A 22,354-nucleotide genomic window follows, 5' to 3' on the forward strand; every position below is an offset into this window, starting at 1 on the left:
TGAACGCCGCATTGGCGTCGGCCAGGATCAGGCGATGCGCGCCGTCGCTGTGCTCAAAGAAATAGCTGATGCCCCATTCTTCGCACAGGCGGCTGAAAAAAGCGAAGTCGGTTTCGTTGTATTGGGTTTGGTAGTCGCGCTTCGGGTAACGGGTGAAGTCGTACAGGCGTTTCTCGACCGGGAAAGCATAATCGACCAGCAAATCTTCCAGCACTTCCACCACGGTCTGTTCCTGGAATATCTTGCTGTTGGTGCGCAGCGTCGCCAGATGCAGCCAGGGCCGCAAAGTCAATTCGTAGGACACATCCCGGCCTGCTTCGCGCAGCATTTTTGCGTCGCTGATCAAGCCCGAGATTTCGCGAGTGCCGACGCCGGGATAGTCGCTGCCGCTGTCGTCCAGTGCGATGCTGACGGTCAGGTCGCGGCCGATGAAATCGTCCAGGTTGAAGCGGGCGGCGAGAGAAAACCGATTATTGACGGCGTCGGGGGTTTTAAGCAGCAGGCGATATTCAAACAGGGAATTGATCCCTTCGCTGCCGCTCAGTCTGACTGCAATCAGTGCCGGCCGGCCCGGCAAGTGTTCGGGGATGGCGGGGCTCTTCGCACTGAGGGTGCGGGAGGCGGTCGGCATGGGGCGGCTCCTTGGTGCGTGTCAGTTTGGCAACTATTGCAAAAGCGGCAATCGTAGCACACTAACAACACCCCATCGGCGGCTGATCAGCCCCGCCTTCCATTCGAATCTTTAGGCGCTGCCAACCACCGCCGTCAACATGCTGATCGAACCGGCATCTATCCCATCCACCGCAACCGAAATCGACTCGTTGGCTTGCTTGCTGCCGATCACGTACAGCAGCGGCAAGAAGTGCTCCGGCGTCGGCACCGCCAACTGCGCATCCTGGCCCAGGTCGGCGTAGTCGATCACTTGTTGCAGGTCGCCATTGAGCAGGCTGTCGCGAATGCGGTCGTTGAAGCGCGTCGCCCAGTCGGGCGCCGGCGCATGCGGGCCGCGGTTCATCAGGCGCAGGTTGTGCACCACGTCGCCGCTGCCGATCAGCAGCACGCCCTGCTCGCGCAAAGCCGCCAGTTTGCGGCCCAGGTCGAAGTGGAATTGGGCCGGCTGGGTGGCGTCGATGCTGAGCTGGATCACCGGCACATCGGCTTTTGGGAAAGCCTTGACCAGCACCGACCAGGTGCCATGATCGAGTCCCCACCCGTGATCCATGTGAACCGGCAGCGGCGCCAGCAAGTCGCGCACCTGCGCCGCCAATTGCGGATCGCCGGCGGCCGGATATTGCATATCGAACAGCGCCTGCGGGAAGCCGCCGAAATCATGGATGGTCTGCGGCATCGCCATCGCGGTGACGGCCGTGCCGCGGGTATACCAATGCGCGGAAACGGACAGGATCGCCTTTGGCTGGCGCGCCGCCAGGCTGGCGCCCAGCTGTTCCCAGGCGGCGGTGTAGCGATTGTCCTGCAAGGCATTCATCGGACTGCCGTGGCCGAAGAAAATCGCCGGCATGCGGCTGGAAACAGTGGTGTTCATCTGCGCATCTCCAAAGAGAATTATTGCTTGCCGTTAGCGGCGGTCCGACCCAGAGCGAACGCGCCGTTGCCCAATAATGCGACCGAGATCGCAGTCACGATCATGAATGCCGGAAATTCCCAGCCGCCGTTGGGGCTGGTGAACAGCCAGCCGTTGCCGGCGTGTACCGATAGCGCGCCTAGCAGCACCGGCAACGACGCCAGGGCGGCGATCCGGGATTGCACCCCAAGCACCATCGCGATGCCGGTCAGCGTTTCGATCAGCACCACAGGGTACACCGACCACGCCGGGAAACCCTGGCTGGCGAAAAAACCGGCAGCGCCCGGCAAAGTGAAGACAAATACTTTCAGATAAGCATGCGCCAGTAAGGCGATCCCCAGCGTGAGCCGGAGCAGCGTTGCGGCGTAGATGGCGGGAGCGGTTTGTTGCGTGTTCATGGTGCGTACCTTGGTGAAATAGAGATTGAAGTGGGCTAAAGCCGCAATGTACATTTTTCCGATTGAAAGAAAAATACTGATCAGAGAAAATGCTATTTCCGGATTTCGAAACAATAAGGTGTTGCGATGAATTTGTTCGAAGCAATGAAAGTATTCGTCAAAGTGGCCGAACTCGGCAGTCTGTCCGGCGCGGCGCGCGCGCTAGGCCTGTCGAATCCATCGGTCAGCCGCCACATCGCCGACCTGGAGCAGTATCTGCAAGCCCGGCTGCTCAACCGCAGCACCCGCCGCTTGAGCCTGACCGATACCGGCAGCGCCTACCTGGAACGCAGCAAGCAAGTGTTGTTCGACCTGGAGCAGGCGACTCTAGCGGCCGGCATGCATGCGGCCAAGCCCAGCGGGGTGCTGCGGCTCAACGCGCCGGTATCGTTCTCCGTCAGTCATCTGGGGCGGGTGCTGCCGCTGTATGCGCAGCGCTATCCCAACGTGGCACTGGACGTGACGCTGTCGGACCGGATCGTCGACCTGATCGAGGAAGGCTTCGACCTGGCGATCCGCATCGGCCGGCTGCAAGACTCCAACCTGGTCACGCGCAAAATCGCGCCGGCACGGCTGCTGCTGTGCGCTTCTCCCGCCTATCTGGAACAACACGGCACGCCGCAACAGCCGAGCGACCTGGAGCGGCACACCTGCCTGACTTACGCCTACTCGATGCCGGGCGACGAGTGGCGGCTGCAGCGGGATGGCAAGACGCATACGGTGCGGATCAAGGGCGGGCTGCACTGCAATAACGGCGACCTGCTGCGCGCAGCGGCGCTGGGCGGGATGGGCATCATCCGCCAGCCGACGTTCATCATCGGCGACGATATTCGCAACGGGCGGCTGGTGCCGCTATTGACCGACTATCACGGCCCCGAGCTGGCGATCCACGCTGTGTATCCGAGCCGCCAGCACTTGTCGGCCAAGGTGCGCACCTTTGTCGATTTCCTGGCGGAGCAGTTTGGCGACGCGCCGGATTGGGATCGCGATTTGCCGCTGAGCTGAGGGCATAAAAAAGGCCGCGGAAGCGACCTTTTTGATATGCCTGAACGATGATGCTTTCTTGCCGGATGATTTCTTGCAGGACTATTTCTTACTGCGTGTGGCTTTGTCTGCGGCTTCGGTAAATTGGGCGGCCGCCGTGTTCAGATTGGTTTCCAGCGCTTCCACCGCTTGCTTGGTGGTCTTGGTCAGTTGCTCGTAACCGGCATTGGCGGTGCCGATCACCGATTTCAGGATGGCAATCGCGCTTTCCGAACCTGCCGGCGCGTTTTTGCCGGCTTCTTCCAGCAAATCGTTGATTCTTTTGCTGGTTTCCGCGACTTGCGCTTCGGCCGCTTTGGTGAAGTCAGCCTGCACTTCGGTTGCGATACTGGCCAGGTGGCGGCCGTAAGCAGCTGCCTTATCCGCGCTGGGCTTGGCTTGCGCCGCCGAGATCGTCATGAATTCCTGCGGATCTTTGGCGCTCAGCAATTGTTTGGTGATGTCGCTGGATTCTTTCAGCGTCTCCTCGGTGGCAGCGATATTGAGCTCGATGACTTTTTGCACGCTTTCGAGGGTTTTGGCGGTCAGCGAATTGAGCAACGCCAATTGAGCTTCAAAGTGCGCTTTGGTCGCTGCGGAAAACTGTTCTTGAAACGGAAACATGATCTTCTCCTGTGTAAAAGAAAGCAACATTGACTAGAACCTGTTCAAGATCACATAGATCCTGAGTTAACGCTTACGATCAGCGACCGTAATATTGCATTGCAGCAGTGACTATTCTAAGAGCGATTGCACACATTTCAAAAATTTTTGTGCGCCACAACAAGACTGGCTTGCGCATAGTCTCCGATGGCCGGCGCCGCCTTTATCCTGCAGCGGCAGCGCACTCGGTTCTTGCCTTCGGCGTTGCCTGATGCGTGCGGCGGCAGGCACGATACGCCGCAATGGAACGCTCAAAAAGCTGGCGCGCCGCCGGCAGCGGCAGTCCGGCCATGCGTTCGGCCATGTTTCGGCTGACCTGGAAATGCTGGTAATCAACCGGCTTTTTCCAATCGCCGCCCCAGATGAAAAAGCCGTGTTCGGCAAATAATTCCACCACCTGCTCGCTGCTGCCCGGCTGCGCATCACCGCCCGGCGGCACGCGCTTGGCGTAAGCCCGACCCGCCTCCGGACTGTACAGCAACCGGCCCTGACCATCGCGCCGCACATACGGGTTTTGCAAGGGGTTGATGTCGATCGCCAGGCCGTAGGCATGTAGCGATAATTGCTTGCCGCCGGTGATCGGTCGGTGGTTGAAAGCCGACGTATTATTGTCCGCCATCGACGCCTCGTCATCGCCTTGATAGTGCTCCATCGGGTGCGCCCGCGCAAGCGGGAAACCACGCTTTAACAGCGTTTCGAAGATCGCCTGGACCTGCGGCGCGGCCGCTGCCATCACCATGATTTCACCATCGTCGCGACGCTTTCCGGCAAAGTCGATGTACGAAAAATGCAGCAGCTGCAACTGTTCGCAGTTGACCGGCGCGGCAGACTGCATCACGTGCCGGCTTTTCAGGATCTCGCAGCGCTCGTGGTCGACCGCAAGCGCCGATGCGCTGCTCAAAGCGAGCGCCAGCATCCCCGCGCACAGCAGCGTCGAATGCAAAGCCATCAGATTGATTCCCGCCCCACCAGCTCATGCACCACCAGGCCCAGGTCGGATTTGCCGAAAGTCACATCGTTGGCCTTGATGCTTTCCGCTGCCTGCATCGCATCGGCGTAGCCTTGCTCCCAGCGCCACTCAACCGATCCGCGCGAGAAATTAATATCCTTGGATGCCATATTCCAGTCGTGACCGCCGTAGCGCAAACGCACCACATGAATCGTACTGTTGTCGGTCAAGCCGGCAAAGTCCTTGAGATCAGTCTTGCTGCGCAGTTCCGGCGGCAGTTTGTCGTACAAGGCCAGCGCCGCGCGGCGCATCTGATACATGCGCAGATAGTTTTCAATATGGCTTTGCGAACGCGAGGCGAAGGCGACATCCTTGCGCCGGTTTTCAATCTCGTTCAAGGTGGTCGGCTCCGGGCCTTGTGCGCTCCACAAATCCACCATCACGCAAATCGTATCGCTGTCGATGTCGGCTTTCGACTCATCTTCCAGCACGATTTCCAGCGGGGTATTGGAATACATGCCGCCATCCCAATACAAATCGCCGTCTATCCGTACCGGTGCAAAACCCGGGGGCAAGGCGCCGCTCGCCATGATGTGTTCGACCCCGATCCGGCGCTCTCTCGAATCGAACTTGACCAACTCGCCGCAGGTGAGTTTCATGGCGCTGACCGTCAGGCGAATCTTGGCCGGCCCGTTCAAAAAATCAAAATCGACCAAGCGCTTCAACGTGTCGGCCAGCGGGCTGGTGTCGTAGAAACTGGCCTGCTCCGGCGCTACCGGCCAGCCCAGCGCGAACGGGTTCAGCTGGCGCGGCGTGAAAAAGCCGGGCACCCCGCGCAGCGTCACATCCATCGTGGTCCACCAGGTATTTGCCTGGCGCGCAACGTCGGTGACTTTGCTCATATCGGCCAGGTCGCCATGCGCCACGGACTCCCAGAATTCCTTGAGCCGCGACAAACGCACCTCACGTTCGTTTCCGGCAATAATCGCCGCGTTGATCGCACCGATCGAGGTGCCGACCACCCAGTCCGGGGTCAAGCCGTTCTCGTGCATCGCGTGGTAAACCCCGGCCTGATAGGCGCCGAGCGCGCCGCCTCCCTGCAATACCAGCGCTACCCGCGGCTCCTCGGGTTTGGCGGTGGCGGTGACGCTGTCCTCGGGTTTGGCGGTGACGCTGTCGTTGGCTGGACGTGACTTGACTGTGGGTTTACTGGTCATGAGGGATCCAATCTTTCGCGTGATGGAAGTGACATATTAACCGCCCCGGCAACTGCAATGGTTATCGTGGGGGCAACTCCAACAAAACACACAAATAATAGCAATTCTCATTTGCGGTCGACTTGATTCCGGTATTGCTGGTGACGAAGGCATTAGCACGACGCTGAGGCGTAAAATGGCGCACTTCCGCAGCTCCCTGCCGCCAATCTTTCCTATCTCCAACTATGACCATCCTGCTGTCCACTCTCAACGCCCGCTATGCCCACGCCTCGCTCGGGCTGCGTTATCTGCAGGCCAACATGGGCGAGTTGCGCGAAGCGACGCAATTGCATGAGTTCGTGATCGGCGCCAAGACCACCGATATCGTCGAAAAACTGCTGTCCCACAAAGCAGCCGAGGGTACCACCATCGTCGGCTTCGGCGTCTATATCTGGAATGTCGAAGAAACCGCCAAAGTGGTGGCGATGCTGAAGCGGGTTGCGCCCGAGATCGTGATCGTGCTGGGCGGCCCGGAAGTCTCTTACGAATCGGCCGAACAGCAAATCGTCCAACTGGCCGATTATCTGGTGACCGGCTGGGGCGACGTCACCTTCCCGCAGCTGTGCCGGCAAATCCTGAACGGCCCCAAGCCGCTGATGAAAACCCATGTCGGGGTGCAGCCGCCGATGGCCGATATCGTCCTGCCCTACAGCTTGTACAGCGAGCAGGACATCGCGCACCGCACGCTGTACGTGGAAGCATCGCGCGGCTGCCCGTTCAAATGCGAATTCTGTCTGTCGGCGCTGGACAAGACCGCCTGGCCTTTTGCGCTCGACAACTTCCTGCTGGAACTGGAATCCTTGCACGCGCGCGGCGCCCGGCTGTTCAAATTCGTCGACCGCACCTTCAACCTGAACGTCAAGACCAGTCTGAAGATTCTGCAATTCTTTCTCGACAAGCTGGAGGCCAATCCGGACGATCCGGTGTTCGCCCACTTCGAGCTGGTGCCGGATCATTTGCCGGATGCGCTGAAGGACGCCATCACCCGCTTTCCGGCCGGCGCGCTGCAATTTGAAATCGGCATCCAGAGCTTTAATCCCGAAGTCCAGGCGCTGGTCAGCCGCAAGCAAAACAATGAGAAGGCGGCGGAAAACATCCGTTGGCTGATGCAGCATTCGCACGCGCACCTGCACGTCGATCTGATTGCCGGTTTGCCCGGCGAGGATATCGAAAGTTTCGCCCGCGGCTTCGATCAACTGGTGGCCTTGCAGCCGCATGAAATCCAGTTCGGCATCCTGAAGCGCTTGCGCGGCACGCCTATCATCCGCCATACCGAAGCCTACGGATTGGTCTTCGACCCGCATCCGCCATACACCATCCTCGCCACCGACCGCATACCGTTCGCCACCATGCAGCGGCTGGTGCGGTTTGCGCGCTACTGGGATTTGATCGCCAACTCAGGCCGCTTCGCCCACACCTTGCCGGTGCTGCTGGGACAGTCGCCGTTCGCCAATTTCATGGCCTTGTCCGATTGGCTGTATGCCAAAACCGACGCCACCCACCGCATTGCGCTGGATCGTCTGGCCGGCCTGGTCGGGGAATGGTTGCGCCTGCAAGGGATGGACGGCGGTGCGGTGAACGACTTGCTCAGCACCGACTACGCCGGCAAGACGCCGAAGGTGCCGGAGCAGCAGAAGCAACCGCTGGCCGGTTCGGTGGCGCCGCAACGGCAGGCGCGTCACTTGGTCCACTAATTTAAGTCACCTCTAAAAACCTGCTGCGCAGCCTCGATATCGGCAGCTCGCTACGGTTTTTAGAAGCTATTCAAAATTCCCATCAACGATAGCAAATCAGAGATTCCTTAAATTCAATTTCAGTTTTTCCTTATATTTTTTAGCAACAAAGCTCTCTTACAATGCAAGCCCTCAACTTGCCTTGCAGGAGACCAGCCGTGCTCATCAGTCCGCCATTCCTGCCACAAGGCAGCTACACCGAAGAAGGTTTTCTGAACGCCGCGATGCCGCCGCCGATCTCGACCGTCAGCGGCACCGGCGGCGCGCCTGAAGGCAGCTTCCCGGTCAGTGGCGGCTTCGAATGGCATAACGGCCTGCACCTGGACTCGCCGATTTTGCCGCACGGTTATGGCTGCTTACCGGTCTGCGCGATCGCCGACGGCGTGGTGGTCTACGCCAAGCCGCCGCCGCAAGAATGCACCGAGCTGAACCACGGCCAAACCTACGGCGCGTTCAGCGATGAGAAAGACGCCGTCACCTGGACCGACACCGGCATGCTGGTGCTGGCCCACACTACCGAAATCGGCGCCAGCGGCCATACTCCGACCACGGTCACCTTCTATTCGGCCTATATGCACCTGTCGCAACTGGCGCCCGGCATCGTGGCCGGCAAAAAAGTGGCGCGCAAGGAGGTCATCGGCCAAGGCGGTCAAATCTACGGCCACCGACGCCAGATCCACTTTGAAATCTGCTGCGACGACGCCAACCTGCAAAAACTGATAGGCCGCAAAATCGTCAACGACTACAGCAACATCGCCGACCCTCTACGCGCCTGGCAAGCGGTGGACCAAGTGCCGCCGGAGGATGGCCGCAGCGACAGCGTGTTCGGCCAGATCCATATCTATTTGTCGGACAAAACCCCGGTCAGATCCAACCCGCCGACCAGTCACCGGCGCAGCGGCGACAACAAGACTTTGGACCAAGTGCTATGGGTCAGCATCGCCTACCAGCAAGGCCGCAGCATCCTGACCACCCGCGACAAATACGGTCAGGTGGTCGCCAGCCGCGAAGAAAAAGAACCGGAACAGTTCGAGTACAAGCTATATAAAACCGCCAGCGAACGCCACGCCAGCTTAACGGACGCGAGCGATTCCAGCCCCAGCGGCTGGTACGAACTGTTGCGCTTCGGCCGCAACCTGGGCCGCGATCCGCTGCCGGCCGATGCCGCGCACTGGCGCAAAATTCCGACCGCCGACGGCGAACTCTGGGCCGACCTGAATGGGCCCGGCACTCGCAAATTCAGCGATGCCGATTGCTTGCCGGTGATGGGCTGGAATTGCTACGACGACGATCCGAGCCCGAACGACCAACGCTGCGATTCGCGGCAAATGAAATTGCTGGTGCGCGACCCGGCCGACCCCGAAAGCCTGCTCGACCGGGTCAAGCTGGCGGCGCGACTGGGCAAACCGGAAGTCCGGGCCAAACTACGGCGCACGATTTGCAAAGCGCCGTGCGAATGGGATCGGAACACGGTCACGAAACGTTACGGCTGGGTTCGGGAAGAGTTCGGCAACCCGGACGACTGGACCCGTTTCGAGCGGCATTTGCTGGCGACCTCGTTTGACGATTTACCGCAGGAATATCTGGATGCGCAATGGCATTTTCATCCGCATGAGTTCATTGCGCATTTCAGGCAGTGCGGGTGGTTGAGTGAACGCGAATTCAAACAACTGTTGCCGATCAATGTTTTGCGCGGGACAGAAAAAGCGGCGGTGTGGGAACCTGTACCTAAGCCAAATGCAAATGAAATCAGTAATCCTGTTTTTACGTATCATCGCATTCCATTGAACAAAACCTTCCGCAAATACTGCATCAATACGCCGCAACGGATGGCTGCTTTTTTCGGAAACTCGATACAAGAAACCACGTGGTGGGGCGAGCTGTACGAAACTCCCGAGCCGTCCGCCTGGTACATCCCCTGGAACGGACGCGGATTTCTGCAATTGACGCACGCCAGCAACTACATCCAGTATTGGAAATTTCGCGGGATCGCGATTGACGACAAAGCGGAAACATCGTTGATTGCGGCCACCAAAAAAGCCAAAGAGATCTGGAACAATAAAAATCGCGAGATTGCTAAAACCGCCAACACCTATCTGGCCGACGAAGTGTCGGGGGTGACGCCGCAGATGAAGGACTGGCGCAACTTGATTGGCAATCGTAGAGACATTCCAGTAGCGATCAACGCTGCCGACAGCGCCGGTGCCTACTGGGCTTGGATGGGCATGGCGCGATATGCCGATCAACCCATCGTGATCGAACGTCGCAGTGCACAAACGAATTTTGGCAGCAAAATTTATTACCGCAGCCCGGCCTTCTGGCAAGCCTCAGCTTGCGTCAATTTGCCTGCGACCGTGAATTTCCTGTACGACCATCGCCTGAACGGCTTTGTCGATCGCTGCGTAGCCTGGGCGCAGGCATTGGCGGTGCTGGCAGAAAATCGCTTTCCTGATGCGCAGGGCAAACTGACACTGGATTATCCAGAAGGGCATACACCAAGGAGGGAGAAATGAAATCCATTGTGTTTCTGAAATGTCGTCACGGATCGTTGTTGAGGGTAAGCGGTATGACACTAGCTTTACTATTCGGGCTATCGTTTCATGTACAAGCCCAGCCTACCACATACAAATACGATCCAGATGCCGCCGCGAGCGGCTTTGGCCTGACGTATCTGTCGTCCCAACTTGCCGTTAATCCTTGTCTAGAGCAAGATGCATGGCGTGACAACGATAACGCCACGGTTTCTGAATACTTTGAGACAGCGCGCAATGCATGGCCAAGTGGTACTTGTGATGATGCAGCGCTACGCCGCCTCATACCAGAAGTGCTTTACACCCGTCATTTGGCGCTTGCCGTCACAGATCGGCCTTTGGCTCTAAAAGAACGTATCAATCTGGACGACCGAAAGCTATCCAAATGTCGTGACCTCATTTGTGTGAAAACGGCACTGCCTCCAATGCTGGATTTCTATCGGAACGCGCTGGAACCTACCCCGAAAAGCTACATTGTCGATCTAGGCGTTAGCGTGCCGGTTCCACTCCAAATTGTTAGGCAATTGAGGCGCAAACCTGAATTAAAAGAGGAGCAGTCCCTTTGCGGCGATGAACCACTCGAATTTGATAGTTTTCGTTTGTCGCCAAAAGCGACGAAGATTGTGACGGTATGGTGCGCAGCTAGTGGCAACGCTACCGAATCTCCACTATGGTGGTTTGAACCACATAAGAAGGGCTGGAAATTGCTGCTGCATATCGGCCAAGTTGGGATGCTTGAGTGGCTGTCATCGGAGCACTTTGGCTACCCGGATTTGAGTACTTCCATTCGAATCAATATGGGGGAAAGCCTCAGGGAAATCTATGCTTTCGACGGTGCGGCATACCGACTTGCGGCGACGTTCAACATGCAAGCAACGGATATTAGTGGCAACCGACTGGCCTTCTAAACTGCGCGATCGCCTGCTATGCGTCCCTCTCAGTCAAGCTAGAACGGTTGATCGACCGTCCCAGCTTAGGCGACTTGAGCCGGGTTGGTCGTTCGCCCAGCTTATCAAGCGGCAGACAAAGAGCTCGGACCGGCATAGCCTAAAAAATCTTGAACAGGCCTTAAAGACGCCCGTTAGCGGCAGCACTGGCTTGCCGCCACGCGGCAATCAGCTGCTGCGCCATCGGTTCCAGCGACTCCAGCGCGATGCCGCTGCTGTGTTCGATGATCATCATCGCGTAGGCGCCGGCCAGCGCGTTGACTTCGGGCGACAGCGCGCACTCTTCACCCAGCGCGGGTCGCTGTTGACGCCAGTAATTGATGGCTTGTTCCAGTTCGGGCAAGGAGATATTCATCGCGTGATTGTACCTGCGGCCATCAAATTTTTCAGATCGGAAATTAGGAGCGCCTCTAAAAACCGTAGCGAGCGGCCTAAGGTCGGGGCGACGATGTTGTAACACCTGCAGCCGTACGGAGGTACAGCGAGCATCACAGCCTCGAGATTGGGCTGCGTAGTAGGTTTTTAGAGACGCTCCTTAAAATACTACCCCGGCGACCAGGATAATATTCGCATAAGGCGTGCATTCGCCGGTCCGGATATGGGCGCGGGCGCTCTGGCTCAGGCGTTTGAAATCGGCATGCGGCAAGATCTTTTTGTCGGGCAGTCCAAGCGCCGCAATCTGCGCCGCCAGTTGCGGGCTGTGCTGTGCCAGCTCGGCCGCCAGCAAGTGATGTTCGACCTGCATTTCGCTCAATACGGTTTGCAGGGTATCCATGAAGCCGGGCACGCCACGGGTGAGCGCCAAGTCGATCAGCGGCACGCCGGGTTGCACCGGCAAACCGGCATCGCCGATCACGACGCTATCGCCATGTCCGAGCGACGCCATCAATTGCGATAGTGCGATGTTGAGTAAGGGGCTTTTTTTCATGTCAGTTATCCAATCAGTTCGTGGCGATAAGGAATCGAAGTTTGCGCGCCCGCCCGCGCCACGCTCAAGGCCGCCGCTTGCTGGCCGAAGGCGATCGCGTCCGCTTCGCTGTGTCCTGCCGCCAGCGCCGCCACAAAGCCGCCGATGAAGGTATCGCCGGCGGCCGTGGTATCGACCGCCGTGACCGCTTGCGCAGCGAAATGACGGGCGCCGCCGGCGAGGGCCGCATAAACGCCTTTCGCGCCCAGCGTGACCAGCACATTGCCGCAACCGCCGGCGCGCAATTTTTCCACAGCGGCATCCAGCGCCGCATCGTTGTCGAGGCTGGCGGCAGGCAGACCGGCCAGCATCGCAGCCTCGATTTCATTCGGTACCAGATATGTCACTTGCGCCAATAGATCGGCCGGCAGCGCTTGTGCCGGGGCCGGGGCCGGATTCAAGATGATGATCTTGCCCAGTTCATGCGCCAACCGGATTGCGTGACGCACGGTCGCCAGCGGCGTTTCCAGCTGCAATACCACCATCCGCGCCTGCGCAATCAAATCGCGTGCGGCGTCGATGTGCGCCGGACTCAGCTGATCGTTGGCGCCGGCCGCCAGCACGATGCTGTTCTGACCGCCGGCATCCACCAGGATCGAGGCCACGCCCGACGCCACGCCGGGCAGCGTCGCGACATGGCTGTCGTCGATGCCGTCGCGCCGCAAGGCCGCACGCAACTCGGCGCCGAAGGCATCGTCGCCCAGGCAGCCGATCATCGCCACCTTGATGCCGTCGGCGCTGAGGCGGGCGCAGGCCACCGCCTGATTCGCGCCCTTGCCGCCGGGGATGGTGCGGAACTGTCCGCCGGACAGGGTTTCGCCCGGGAGCGGCATGCGCGGCACGCTGAGCACCAGGTCCATATTGATACTGCCGATAACAACGATCATTTTTGGAAGGGCTTCCTATGAAAAGTGAAGACTATTAAAGGTGCATTAGTGATGGCTGCCAAATCGTGCCGCGGCCACCGTCGAGCCGCGCACATGCAATTCGGGGGCGACCGTCTGCCGCTGCACCGGCCGCCCGGGATTGGCAATCCGCTGTAGCAGACATTGCGCGGTCAGCTGGCCCAATTTGCGTGTGTTCTGGGCCACGCTGGTCAGCGTCGGGTGCACGAATTGCGCCAGGTCGATATCGTCGAAACCGACCACCGCCAGCGCTTCCGGCACCGCGACGGCGCTTTCCGCCGCAGCCCGCAAAGCGCCGAAGGCCATCAAATCGTTACAGCAAAAAATCGCATCGGGCGCCGGCCGCAAAGCCAGCAGGCGGCGTGCGGCCAGGTAGCCGCCGGCGCTGGTGAAATCGGCGTACAGACACCATTCCGGCGGCAGCGCGACAGCGGCCGCCTGCAAGGTCTGGCGCAGACCGTTGACGCGCTCGCGTGCCACCTCGATCTGCTCCGGGCCGCTGATGCAGGCGATCCGGCGCCGCCCCAACGACAGCAAATGCTGCGCCGCCAACGCGCCGCCGGCCACGTTGTCGACCGCGACCAGGTCGATCGCCATGTCTTTCGGCGCGCGGTCGAGCAAGACCGTCGGCACCTTCATCTTGCGCAGCAACTCGCCGTCGGCCTGCCCCAAGGTGGCCACGATCAAGCCGTCGCAACGTTTGGTCAGCAACATGTTCAGGTAATCGCGCTGCTTGGCCGGATCGTCATCCGAATTGCACAGGATGACGCTGTAGCCGGCGGCGTAACAACCGTCTTCGATGCCGCGCGCCACTTCCGAAAAATACGGATTGGTATTGTTGGGAATGATCAGGCCGATGGTGCCGGTGGCCTTGCTTTTCAGCGAGCGCGCCAATGCGCTGGGCACATAGGCCAGCGCCGTCGCCGCATCCAGCACCCGCATGCGGGCGTCGTCGCTGACCGGCCGGGTCCGGTTAAGGACGTGCGACACCGTGGTGTACGACACCCCGGCCTTGCGTGCGACATCCTTGATGGTTGCCATGCTTGTTCAATGAATCCGTTTAGTGCAGCGTCCGTTCGCCGCGGCGGCGATAGGTGTCCAGCACCACGGCGGCGACGATCACCAGGCCGGTGATGATGCGTTTCATCGGCTCGCTGACGCCGACTTGCGCCAGCCCCGCTTCCAGCACCGAAATAATCAGCACGCCGATGAAGGTGCTGAACACCGAGCCGCGCCCGCCCATCAGGCTGGTGCCGCCGATCACCACCGCCGCGATCACTTGCAATTCCAGGCCGACGCCGCCGTTGGGGTCAGCCGCTTCCAGCCGCGACACCTGGAACAAGGCGCCGACGCCGGCCAGCAAACCCATCAACGCGAACACCAGCACCTTGCTCGGACGCGGATTGATGCCGGCCAGACGGACCGCTTCTTCATTGGTGCCGATCCCGATCCAGTGGCGTCCCAACACGGTCTTGGTCAATACCAGCTGGCCGACGATGACGATCAGGATCGCGCTCAGGAAGGCCGGCGACAGGCCGAACAGGATGGGCGCGCTGATGCCGTCCACCGCGCTGCCGATATATTCGGTGCGCGAATCGGTGACTTGATAGGCCAGGCCGCGCGCCATTTCAAGCACGCCCAGCGACACGATGAAAGAAGGGATGCGCCAGCCGACCGAGATCAACCCGGTCAGCGTGCCGCACAAACTCGCCACCAGCACGCCCAGCACGCTCGCCCCAATCAGCGGCCAGCCCCAGCGCACCATCGCCATCGACAATACCGATGCCGCCAGCGCCATTACCGAGCCGACCGACAAGTCGATGCCGCCGATGATCAGCACAAACGTCATGCCGACCGCCATCACCACCAGGGTCGGAATGTCGTTGGACAGCGTGCTGAAAGTCGCCAGCGTTAAAAAGTTTTCGCTCAAAAAAGAAAACAGCACGCACATCGCAAGCAGGGCGCCGATCAGGCCCAGGTAATTCTTCAAGCCGGCCATATTGCGTTGGAAAGAAGTCGTTGTCATGATGTTTGCTCTTGTTTGTTATTCACATAACCGCTGAAAGCCGCGGCCAGGATCGCCTCCTGGCTCCACTGTCCGCGCTCGAAGGTATCGACCAGGCTGCCGGCGCTCATCACCGCGATGCGGTCGCAGATCAGCATCAGTTCGCGCAAATCGCTGGAGACGATGACCAGCCCCTTGCCTTGCCGCGCCAGTTCCGCCAGCAATTTATAAATATCGAATTTGGCGCCGATATCGATCCCGCGGGTCGGCTCGTCGAACAGCATGATCGGGCAATCGCGATACAACCAGCGCGCGATCACCACCTTTTGCTGGTTGCCGCCGGACAGTTCGCCGACGATTTGCGTGCTGTTGCGGCTGCGGATCCGCAAGCGTTCGATATAGTCGTCCGCCACCGCGCTTTCGGCCGGCTCATCGAGCACGCCGAAGCGGCTCACCGCCGGCAGTTTGGCGAGCGTGGTATTGAGTCCGATGGATTGCGTCAGCAACAGGCCCTGGCCCTTGCGGTCCTCGGTAATCATCGCGATGCCGGCGGCGATCGCCGCTTTCGGCGAATGGATCACGGTCGGCTGGGTTTGATCGCCGATAAAAATCTCGCCGTGATCGGCACGGTCGGCCCCGAAAATCAAACGCAGCAATTCGGTGCGGCCGGAGCCGATCAAACCGGCCACGCCAAGAATCTCGCCGGCGCGCAAATCGAACGAGGTCGGCCGCACTACGTCGCCGCGGCCGATCCCGCGCACCCGCAGCAACGGCGCGCCGAAGTTGCGATGGCCGAGGTCGATTTCAGCCTCGGCCGCGCGGCCCACCATCAACTGCACCAGCGCATCGCTGCTGTAGCCGCCGATGGCGTTGTCGCACACCAGCAAGCCGTCGCGCAAGACCGCGATGCGGTCGGCGACCCGCTTCAATTCTTCCAGCCGATGCGAGATATAGATGATCGCCACGCCTTCCGCTTGCAGCCGTGCGATCTGGGTGAACAACAGTTCGACCTCGCGGTCGGTCAGCATCGCGGTCGGCTCGTCCAGCACCAGCAAACGGCAGCTGCCGATCAGGTTGCGCGCAATCTCGACCATCTGCTGATGACCGACGCCCAACTCGCCAACCGGGGTCCAGGGATCGATATCGGTCAAGCCGACCGCCGCCATCTGGGCCCGCGCCGCTTGCGCCAGCCGCGGCCGGTCGATCCAGCCGAAACGCTGCGGCAACTGATTCAAATACAGGTTTTCGGCAATGCTGAGGGTCGGGATCAGGTTCAGCTCTTGCATCACCATGCGGATGCCGAGATGCTCGGCGGCGCTGCGCGAAGCCGGCTGATAAGCCTGGCCATCCAGCAGCATATGGCCGGTGGTGGCCTGCTCCAGCCCGCAGACGATTTTCGACAGCGTGCTTTTGCCGGCGCCGTTCTCGCCGGTCAAGGCCAATATCTGGCCGGCGCTGATGCTGATCGAAACATCGCTCAACACCGGGTCGACGTAGGTTTTCCCAATCCCGGTCAGGGTCAAGCTGAACATCGGGGCAGGCGCTGCCGTGGATTCATGAGACATATAGCCTCCACCAGCAATGGTGTGGTTTAGAAGCGGTTTGATCCGGTCATGCCGGATCAAATGTGTAGGGTGGTAGCGGGCCGGCGCTGCACACCGGCCCGTGCAGCAATTTACTTGCTGTCTTTGGTCACCAGTTCAACCTTGGTTTCGACCGTGCCGCCCAGGCTGTTCTGGGTCTTCTTGCCTGCGACTGCATTCAACACCTGTTCGATGCCGAATACCGCTTGTTGCGACGCAAACTGGTCGGCGGTAGCCAGCACTCGGCCATCCTTCAACATCGGCTTGATGGCGTTGATGTTGTCGTAGCCGACCACCAGCACCTTGCCGGTTTTGCCGGCCGCCTTGACCGCGGACACGGCGCCGATCGCCATATTGTCGTTACCGGCCAGCAGAGCCTTGATATCCGGATGGGCGTTCAGGATGTTGGAGGCGATCTTGTTGCCTTTGTCGATTTCCCATTGGCCCGACTGCACATCCACCACTTTGGCGCCGGCTGTGCTCATCGCATCCTTGAAGCCCAGCGTACGTTGCTGCGCGTTGGTGGTAGTCGAGACGCCTTCGATGATCGCGACCTTGTCACCGCTCTTGATCTGCTTGGCCAGGTAATCGCCAACCAGCTTGGCACCCTTGCGGTTGTCCGGGCCGACGAACGGCACCGTAATGCCCTTTTCCTTCAACGCCGCGTCATCGAGCTTGTTGTCGATATTGACCACGATGATGCCGGCATCGACCGCCTTCTTGATCACCGGCACCAGCGCCTTGGAGTCGGCCGGCGCAATCACCAGTCCATTCACATGGGACACGATCATCTGCTCGACGATCTTGATCTGGCTGGCGGTGTCCTGCTCGTCCTTGATGCCGTTGGCGAGCAAGTCGTATTGAGCAGCATGCGCTTTTTGATGCTCTTTGGCGCCGTTTTCCATGGTCAGGAAAAACTCATTGGCGAGCGACTTCATCACCAGTGCGACCTTGGGTTTGGCCGCGGCCGGGGTTTGCGCCAGCGCTGGCAAAGCAGGCAATGCGCAGACCAGGACGGAGGCGGCAATCAGCTTGAGGCGGATACGGGTATTCATTAAAAGTCTCCTGATATTGTTGTTGATCAGCAAATCCATTGGCTGTAGGATGCCATCGTAATTGAGCGCGCAAACGTTTGCGCGTTACGATGATAGCACCAGATCCTTTTAAAAAAAAGAAGCCGGAAAATCGGCAAGAGGGGCCAAAAGAGCCTTACTGCAGCAAGTTTTAAATTACCCAATCAGAGAGGGGGGGGTACGCATGAAAATAATCGCGATTCTTTTTGCCGGCGTATTGGGCCTGGCCGGCTGCGCCGAAAAAACACATTCAAGCGCGCCGCAGAAAGTCATCATTGACAGCGACTACAACACCCTCGGCGACGACGGCCAGCTTGGCGTCATGGCCGCGCAATTGCAGGCCCAGGGCAAGATCAAGGTCATGGGCATCACCGTCGTGTCCGGCAATCAATGGCTGAAACAAGGCGTCGCCGATGCGGTGAAGGCGGTCGAACGGCTGGGCATCGCCGACCAGGTCGGCGTGTACGGCGGCTCCAACTATCCGCTGTCGCACGATCTGCCGACGATCCAGAAAGAGCTGACGCAATTCTCCGGCGGCAACGGTTATCTGGGCGCATGGCGCGGCCCCGAACCGCAGTCGGAGCGCGACCTGAAAGCGCCGCCCGACGGCTTTGCCACCCATACCGCGATGAATAAACAGTGCGCGATCGAATTCATCGTCGACACCGTCAAAGCCAATCCGCATGAAGTGACGATCCTGGCCGTCGGCCCGCTGACCAACATCGCGATCGCCGTCCTCCAGCATCCGGAAATCGTGCCCCTGATCAAACAGATTATCTACATGGGCGGCGCCATCAACGTCCCCGGCAACACCACGCCGACCGCAGAATTCAACTGGTGGTTCGATCCCGAAGCAGCGCAAATCGTATTGCGCCAACCGATCCCGCATGTGGTGATCCCGCTGGACGCGACCAACACCGTCAAGCTGGACAAGAAAACCTACGACCGGATCACCCACGATCCCGCCAAGCAAACCGCCATTACCAAGCTGTTCAAACAATTGAACGGCTATGGCGACCACGGCAAGAGCGGTTTTGAAACCGATCCCAAATACACCACCAACATCTGGGACACGCTGACGATCGCCTATTTGCTGGACCCGCAATACGCCACCGAAACGGTGGACCAATGGGTCGACGTCGACACCAGCTTCGGCGCCAACGACGGCCGTTCCAGCGGCTATCCAACCGAGCCGCAGAACGGCGCGCCGCTGCAAAAAGTGCGGATCGTCAAACGCTTCGACAACGCGCGTTTCTTTGATTTGTATGTCGATTTGTTGACGCGGCCGGTGCCGGTGAAGTTGGCGCAACGTTGAACTGGCGCGGTTGGGCTGCGAAGCCCAACGGTTGCGGTGACGGAGATGGAAATGTTGGGCTTCGCCTTCGGCTCAACGCCAAACTACACCGCGCTGTAGGGCGGATGAGCGTAGCGTTATCCGCCGTTTCACCGTGTTAGACGCACCGAACACAGGTGGCACATCCATCGGCGGATAACGCTGCGCTCATCCGCCCTACCGACGTTGGCGGTCAGCGGCTAGGCTTTACGCTGCCTGGCTTGCAACGCGTTCAGGTAATCAACGCAGGCTTGGGCCTTTTCCGCCATCGTGCCGGTAGAAGCCAGCGACCAGCGGAACATCACGTCGGTATCGAACGCGTTCAGCAGCGGCGGACAGTCGGGGTCGCCGTGCTCCTGGAGCAGCGTGTTGGCATGCAGCGCCGACAGGCACTTGTGAATGCCCTGGCTCATGTCGAGCGCGAACGCGATGAATTGCGCCGCCGGATCGCTGCGCAGATCTTTGTCCAACCATGAGAACGGTTGAAGATCTGCTGTATCTGGGATGGGTGGGGATTGCTTGGATTTTTTGGTACTAGTCATGGCGACCTCCTGTTGACGTTGATCGCTGTTCGTATCTCAGGCTTCCAAACCTGATCCCCCAATACTGCAAGGACCGGGCAACTATAAACGTTCTCGGGTGCAATGGCAATTATTGGCTTCCTGCTATTTTTGGATATGTCGTTGGTAGGGCGGATGAGCGCAGCGTTATCCGCCGTTCTGGATGCATCACCCGCCTGTGGGACATCCAACGGCGGAAGACGCTGCGCTTTTCCGCCCTACGATCGTCACGCCGAGCAAGGTCCTGGTTTATCATCATTTGTTTCCCGTGCACCACTCTTTGCCATAAGGATAAAAATGATGACGACTACCCCCGCCCCTGTCGAAACCCCATTGCTCGGCCTGTATCCACCGCTGGAACCATTCAAATCCGGCATGCTGGACGTCGGCGACGGCCATCGGATCTATTGGGAGCTGTCCGGCAACCCGAACGGCAAACCGGCGGTATTCCTGCACGGCGGCCCGGGCGGCGGTTGCAGCGACGATCACCGGCGCTTGTTCAATCCGGACCAATATTGCGTGCTGTTATTCGATCAGCGCGGCTGCGGGCGCTCGACGCCGCACGCTTACCTGGAGGCCAACACCACCTGGCACCTGGTGGCCGATATCGAACGGCTGCGCACCATGCTCGGCGTCCAGAAATGGCTGGTGTTCGGCGGCTCCTGGGGCAGCACGCTGGCGCTGGCTTATGCGCAAACCCATCCGGCCCACGTCAGCGAACTGGTGGTGCGCGGGATTTTCACGGTGCGGCGGCAAGAGCTGCACTGGTATTACCAGGAAGGCGCATCGCAGCTCTATCCGGACCAATGGGAAAAGTTCATCGCTCCGATCCCGCCGCAGGAACGGCACGACCTGATCAACGCCTACCACCGCCGCCTGACCGGGTCGGATGAGGCCGCCAAGCTGGCGGCGGCGCAAGCCTGGAGCGGCTGGGAAGGGGCGACGGTCAAGCTGATGCCCGACTTCACGCTGGTGGAACAGTATAGCGAGCCGGAATTCGCAATCGCTTTTGCCCGCATCGAAAATCATTATTTCGTTCACCACGGATTCATGGAAGAAGGGCAATTGCTGCGCGATGCGGCGCGGCTGCATGGCATCCCCGGCGTCATCGTGCAGGGCCGCTACGATGTCCCCTGTCCGCCGCAAACCGCGTGGCAACTGCATCAGGCTTGGCCGGAGGCGGAGTTTTACCTGGTCGACGATGCCGGCCACGCGTTTAACGAGCCAGGCATTTTGCATCGTTTGATCCAGGCCACGGATAAATTCGCAAATATTTAAGCAGTTGCCCTAAAGTTTCCTGCCGGGATGCCGTTAAGACGGTTGAGACGAAATTGGCTTTATGTTGATGAATACATTTTCTTAAAGCGCTTTTGTTCTGCAGTAGCCCAGACCGCTCAACCCTCAAACACGACATATAGAAACTATCTACTATGCACAACAGCAATTTCATAGTTCGGGAACCATTACTTGATCCAAAACAGCGGGTTATCGGTTATGACTTCGCCTGGCAGGACACCGGGAACAACAGTGCGGAACACAAAGAGGCAGAGGCCGGCGCTCTGCTGACTTTCGTCGCCGAGCATCTGGTCAGCGAGAAATCAGGCTGGCTGTTGGGCGACAAAGTCTTGTTTATGGAAACCGTGCCGGGCCAACTGGACTCGGAGGCAATGAAGAAATTGCCGCCCAAGCACACGGTATTGACGCTCAACAGCAGCGACCTGGCCGAGCCGGAAACCTTGGCGGCGGTGCGGGCGCTGCACACCCGCGGTTTCGGCATCGCGCTGCGCGGCGCCGATGTCTCGGACGAGAACTTGCTGTCCGAAGCGACCCACGTCGAGGTGCAGTTCTCGGCCGACGATTTTGCGGCGCAGGCGAGAAGGTATGCGGCGCTCAAAAAATCGGCGGTGCGTATGGTGGGGCGGCCGGTCACCACCTGGCCCGACTACGATGCGTGCGCCACGCTGGGCCTGGATGCCTTTGTCGGCAAGCTGCATCTGACGCCACGGCCGGGCAACACGGCCAAAGGCTTGAATCCTACCCAGCGGACCATCGTGCTGATCATGGACATGGTCACCCGGAACGACGACATCCAGGACATCGAAAACGCCTTCAAGCGCGATCCTGCGCTGTCCTACAAAGTGCTGTGCTTTATCAATTCGGCCGCATTCGGCTTGAAGAATGAAGTGCAATCGCTGCGCGCGGCGCTGTCTTTGCTCGGCTACAAGGCGCTGTTCCAATGGCTGTCTTTGCTGTTGGCGAATGCCAGCTCCAGCGGTTATTCGCCGGTCCTGATGGAAACGGCGATTATCCGCGGTCGCTTCTCCGAGCTGCTGGGGCAAGATCATCTGCCCAAGGGCGAGGCTGAAAACCTGTTCGTGGTCGGCATTTTCTCGCTGTTGGATCGCCTGCTCGGGATCACGATGGCCGAGGTGCTGGAGACCATCCAGTTGTCCGACGAAGTCAAGCAAGCGCTACTGACCCGCGACGGTCCGTATGGCGCTTACCTGGCGCTAGCCGAGGCATGCGAGCTCAATTCAATGCTGGTCGGCCCGCTGTCGGCCTCGCTGAAAATCAGTCCGGAAGAACTCAACGTGGCCCACCTGTCGGCGCTGTCCTGGGCGCAAAATATCGGCATTTAAGAAGTAGGGCGGATGAGCGCAGCGTTATCCGCCATGATGTGCCGCATGCGGTAGATTCGGAAGGCGTTGCGTCGGAAGGGTGAAGCAGGGGTTTCGGATGGCATGCCATCCACCTGCGTAACGGTATCCGCTTGCAAGCGGATACGCGCCCTGCAAGGGCTGCGCTTT

21 protein-coding genes are annotated in these 22,354 nt (G+C 59.6%); 7 read left to right on the forward strand and 14 right to left on the reverse strand.

The features are described 5' to 3' along the window. The 3 genes from ACFPM8_RS13345 to ACFPM8_RS13355 all read right to left on the reverse strand — a co-directional run. Positions 1–631: type VI secretion system Vgr family protein (locus ACFPM8_RS13345; RefSeq protein ID WP_378998048.1), on the reverse strand; the 631-nt coding region annotated here is incomplete at its 3' end. Between the two features lie 111 nt (positions 632–742). Beyond that, positions 743–1,543, reverse strand: coding sequence for a 4,5-DOPA-extradiol-dioxygenase (gene ygiD, locus ACFPM8_RS13350; protein ID WP_378998049.1), 801 nt, complete (start codon positions 1,541–1,543; stop codon positions 743–745). 20 nt (positions 1,544–1,563) lie between these two features. Then, positions 1,564–1,980, reverse strand: a complete 417-nt coding sequence (locus tag ACFPM8_RS13355; RefSeq protein WP_378998050.1) for a DoxX family protein — start codon at positions 1,978–1,980, stop codon at positions 1,564–1,566. Positions 1,981–2,106: 126 nt separating this feature from the next. Between ACFPM8_RS13355 and ACFPM8_RS13360 the strand changes: the two genes are divergently transcribed. Continuing rightward, positions 2,107–3,024 carry a LysR family transcriptional regulator gene (locus ACFPM8_RS13360; RefSeq protein ID WP_378998051.1) on the forward strand — a complete coding sequence of 306 codons (918 nt, stop codon included), beginning with the start codon at positions 2,107–2,109 and terminating at the stop codon, positions 3,022–3,024. A gap of 81 nt (positions 3,025–3,105) precedes the next feature. Here the strand turns inward: ACFPM8_RS13360 and phaP are convergent, their stop codons facing one another. From phaP to ACFPM8_RS13375, 3 genes are all read right to left on the reverse strand, one after another. Then, entirely contained in the window at positions 3,106–3,666 is a 561-nt protein-coding gene (gene phaP / locus ACFPM8_RS13365) for a TIGR01841 family phasin (protein ID WP_378998052.1), read from the reverse strand. A 202-nt stretch (positions 3,667–3,868) separates the two neighbouring features. Then, a complete protein-coding gene (locus tag ACFPM8_RS13370) occupies positions 3,869–4,654 on the reverse strand; it encodes a M15 family metallopeptidase (protein WP_378998053.1) in 786 nt (261 codons plus the stop codon). Further along, complete coding sequence (locus tag ACFPM8_RS13375) at positions 4,654–5,871, reverse strand: patatin-like phospholipase family protein (RefSeq protein ID WP_378998054.1); 1,218 nt, start codon at positions 5,869–5,871, stop codon at positions 4,654–4,656. Before ACFPM8_RS13375 ends, ACFPM8_RS13370 begins: the two co-directional genes overlap by 1 nt. Before the next feature lie 224 nt (positions 5,872–6,095). On the opposite strand from ACFPM8_RS13375, the gene ACFPM8_RS13380 reads away from it, so the two are divergent. From ACFPM8_RS13380 to ACFPM8_RS13390, 3 genes are all read left to right on the forward strand, one after another. Further along, on the forward strand, positions 6,096–7,604 hold the full coding sequence (locus ACFPM8_RS13380; protein ID WP_378998055.1) for a B12-binding domain-containing radical SAM protein: 1,509 nt from the start codon (positions 6,096–6,098) through the stop codon (positions 7,602–7,604). A gap of 197 nt (positions 7,605–7,801) precedes the next feature. Further along, positions 7,802–10,156 (forward strand): lysozyme family protein, encoded by a 2,355-nt coding sequence (locus ACFPM8_RS13385; protein ID WP_378998056.1) that lies wholly within the window; start codon positions 7,802–7,804, stop codon positions 10,154–10,156. Then, complete coding sequence (locus ACFPM8_RS13390) at positions 10,153–11,082, forward strand: hypothetical protein (RefSeq protein ID WP_378998057.1); 930 nt, start codon at positions 10,153–10,155, stop codon at positions 11,080–11,082. Before ACFPM8_RS13385 ends, ACFPM8_RS13390 begins: the two co-directional genes overlap by 4 nt. 160 nt (positions 11,083–11,242) lie before the next feature. Here ACFPM8_RS13390 and ACFPM8_RS13395 read toward each other — a convergent pair whose 3' ends face one another. The 7 genes from ACFPM8_RS13395 to ACFPM8_RS13425 form a co-directional block, all read right to left on the reverse strand. Then, positions 11,243–11,476, reverse strand: coding sequence for a DUF3717 domain-containing protein (locus ACFPM8_RS13395; protein WP_378998058.1), 234 nt, complete (start codon positions 11,474–11,476; stop codon positions 11,243–11,245). A 180-nt stretch (positions 11,477–11,656) separates the two neighbouring features. Next, on the reverse strand, positions 11,657–12,049 hold the full coding sequence (gene rbsD, locus ACFPM8_RS13400; RefSeq protein WP_378998059.1) for a D-ribose pyranase: 393 nt from the start codon (positions 12,047–12,049) through the stop codon (positions 11,657–11,659). Positions 12,050–12,054: 5 nt separating this feature from the next. After that, positions 12,055–12,975 (reverse strand): ribokinase, encoded by a 921-nt coding sequence (gene rbsK / locus ACFPM8_RS13405; protein ID WP_378998060.1) that lies wholly within the window; start codon positions 12,973–12,975, stop codon positions 12,055–12,057. A gap of 45 nt (positions 12,976–13,020) precedes the next feature. Next, entirely contained in the window at positions 13,021–14,034 is a 1,014-nt protein-coding gene (locus tag ACFPM8_RS13410) for a LacI family DNA-binding transcriptional regulator (protein WP_378998061.1), read from the reverse strand. Positions 14,035–14,053: 19 nt separating this feature from the next. Continuing rightward, positions 14,054–15,019, reverse strand: a complete 966-nt coding sequence (locus ACFPM8_RS13415) for an ABC transporter permease (RefSeq protein ID WP_378998062.1) — start codon at positions 15,017–15,019, stop codon at positions 14,054–14,056. Further along, entirely contained in the window at positions 15,016–16,563 is a 1,548-nt protein-coding gene (locus ACFPM8_RS13420; RefSeq protein WP_378998063.1) for a sugar ABC transporter ATP-binding protein, read from the reverse strand. Before ACFPM8_RS13420 ends, ACFPM8_RS13415 begins: the two co-directional genes overlap by 4 nt. Positions 16,564–16,673: 110 nt before the next feature. After that, on the reverse strand, positions 16,674–17,636 hold the full coding sequence (locus ACFPM8_RS13425; RefSeq protein ID WP_378998064.1) for a sugar ABC transporter substrate-binding protein: 963 nt from the start codon (positions 17,634–17,636) through the stop codon (positions 16,674–16,676). A gap of 202 nt (positions 17,637–17,838) precedes the next feature. On the opposite strand from ACFPM8_RS13425, the gene ACFPM8_RS13430 reads away from it, so the two are divergent. Beyond that, complete coding sequence (locus tag ACFPM8_RS13430) at positions 17,839–18,969, forward strand: nucleoside hydrolase (RefSeq protein WP_378998065.1); 1,131 nt, start codon at positions 17,839–17,841, stop codon at positions 18,967–18,969. Between the two features lie 218 nt (positions 18,970–19,187). Here the strand turns inward: ACFPM8_RS13430 and ACFPM8_RS13435 are convergent, their stop codons facing one another. Beyond that, positions 19,188–19,529 carry a hypothetical protein gene (locus tag ACFPM8_RS13435; RefSeq protein ID WP_378998066.1) on the reverse strand — a complete coding sequence of 114 codons (342 nt, stop codon included), beginning with the start codon at positions 19,527–19,529 and terminating at the stop codon, positions 19,188–19,190. A 360-nt stretch (positions 19,530–19,889) separates the two neighbouring features. Between ACFPM8_RS13435 and pip the strand changes: the two genes are divergently transcribed. Next, positions 19,890–20,825 (forward strand): prolyl aminopeptidase, encoded by a 936-nt coding sequence (gene pip / locus ACFPM8_RS13440; RefSeq protein ID WP_378998145.1) that lies wholly within the window; start codon positions 19,890–19,892, stop codon positions 20,823–20,825. A 152-nt stretch (positions 20,826–20,977) separates the two neighbouring features. Then, the gene (locus ACFPM8_RS13445; protein WP_378998067.1) at positions 20,978–22,186 is read left to right on the forward strand and encodes an EAL and HDOD domain-containing protein; all 1,209 of its coding nucleotides are present in this window, start codon (positions 20,978–20,980) and stop codon (positions 22,184–22,186) included. Positions 22,187–22,354 lie beyond the last annotated feature (168 nt).

This window comes from Paraherbaspirillum soli (assembly GCF_042654985.1).
In the GTDB taxonomy this organism is placed as follows: Bacteria; Pseudomonadota; Gammaproteobacteria; order Burkholderiales; family Burkholderiaceae_D; genus Paraherbaspirillum; species Paraherbaspirillum soli.

Coding starts and splice junctions, on each gene's coding strand:
- ygiD (WP_378998049.1), bottom strand. CDS start 1,543: ATGAACACCACTGTTTCCAGCCGCATGCCGGCGATTTTCTTCGGCCAC.
- ACFPM8_RS13355 (WP_378998050.1), bottom strand. CDS start 1,980: ATGAACACGCAACAAACCGCTCCCGCCATCTACGCCGCAACGCTGCTC.
- ACFPM8_RS13360 (WP_378998051.1), top strand. CDS start 2,107: ATGAATTTGTTCGAAGCAATGAAAGTATTCGTCAAAGTGGCCGAACTC.
- phaP (WP_378998052.1), bottom strand. CDS start 3,666: ATGTTTCCGTTTCAAGAACAGTTTTCCGCAGCGACCAAAGCGCACTTT.
- ACFPM8_RS13370 (WP_378998053.1), bottom strand. CDS start 4,654: ATGGCTTTGCATTCGACGCTGCTGTGCGCGGGGATGCTGGCGCTCGCT.
- ACFPM8_RS13375 (WP_378998054.1), bottom strand. CDS start 5,871: ATGACCAGTAAACCCACAGTCAAGTCACGTCCAGCCAACGACAGCGTC.
- ACFPM8_RS13380 (WP_378998055.1), top strand. CDS start 6,096: ATGACCATCCTGCTGTCCACTCTCAACGCCCGCTATGCCCACGCCTCG.
- ACFPM8_RS13390 (WP_378998057.1), top strand. CDS start 10,153: ATGAAATCCATTGTGTTTCTGAAATGTCGTCACGGATCGTTGTTGAGG.
- ACFPM8_RS13395 (WP_378998058.1), bottom strand. CDS start 11,476: ATGAATATCTCCTTGCCCGAACTGGAACAAGCCATCAATTACTGGCGT.
- rbsD (WP_378998059.1), bottom strand. CDS start 12,049: ATGAAAAAAAGCCCCTTACTCAACATCGCACTATCGCAATTGATGGCG.
- rbsK (WP_378998060.1), bottom strand. CDS start 12,975: ATGATCGTTGTTATCGGCAGTATCAATATGGACCTGGTGCTCAGCGTG.
- ACFPM8_RS13410 (WP_378998061.1), bottom strand. CDS start 14,034: ATGGCAACCATCAAGGATGTCGCACGCAAGGCCGGGGTGTCGTACACC.
- ACFPM8_RS13415 (WP_378998062.1), bottom strand. CDS start 15,019: ATGACAACGACTTCTTTCCAACGCAATATGGCCGGCTTGAAGAATTAC.
- ACFPM8_RS13420 (WP_378998063.1), bottom strand. CDS start 16,563: ATGTCTCATGAATCCACGGCAGCGCCTGCCCCGATGTTCAGCTTGACC.
- ACFPM8_RS13425 (WP_378998064.1), bottom strand. CDS start 17,636: ATGAATACCCGTATCCGCCTCAAGCTGATTGCCGCCTCCGTCCTGGTC.
- ACFPM8_RS13430 (WP_378998065.1), top strand. CDS start 17,839: ATGAAAATAATCGCGATTCTTTTTGCCGGCGTATTGGGCCTGGCCGGC.
- ACFPM8_RS13435 (WP_378998066.1), bottom strand. CDS start 19,529: ATGACTAGTACCAAAAAATCCAAGCAATCCCCACCCATCCCAGATACA.
- ACFPM8_RS13445 (WP_378998067.1), top strand. CDS start 20,978: ATGCACAACAGCAATTTCATAGTTCGGGAACCATTACTTGATCCAAAA.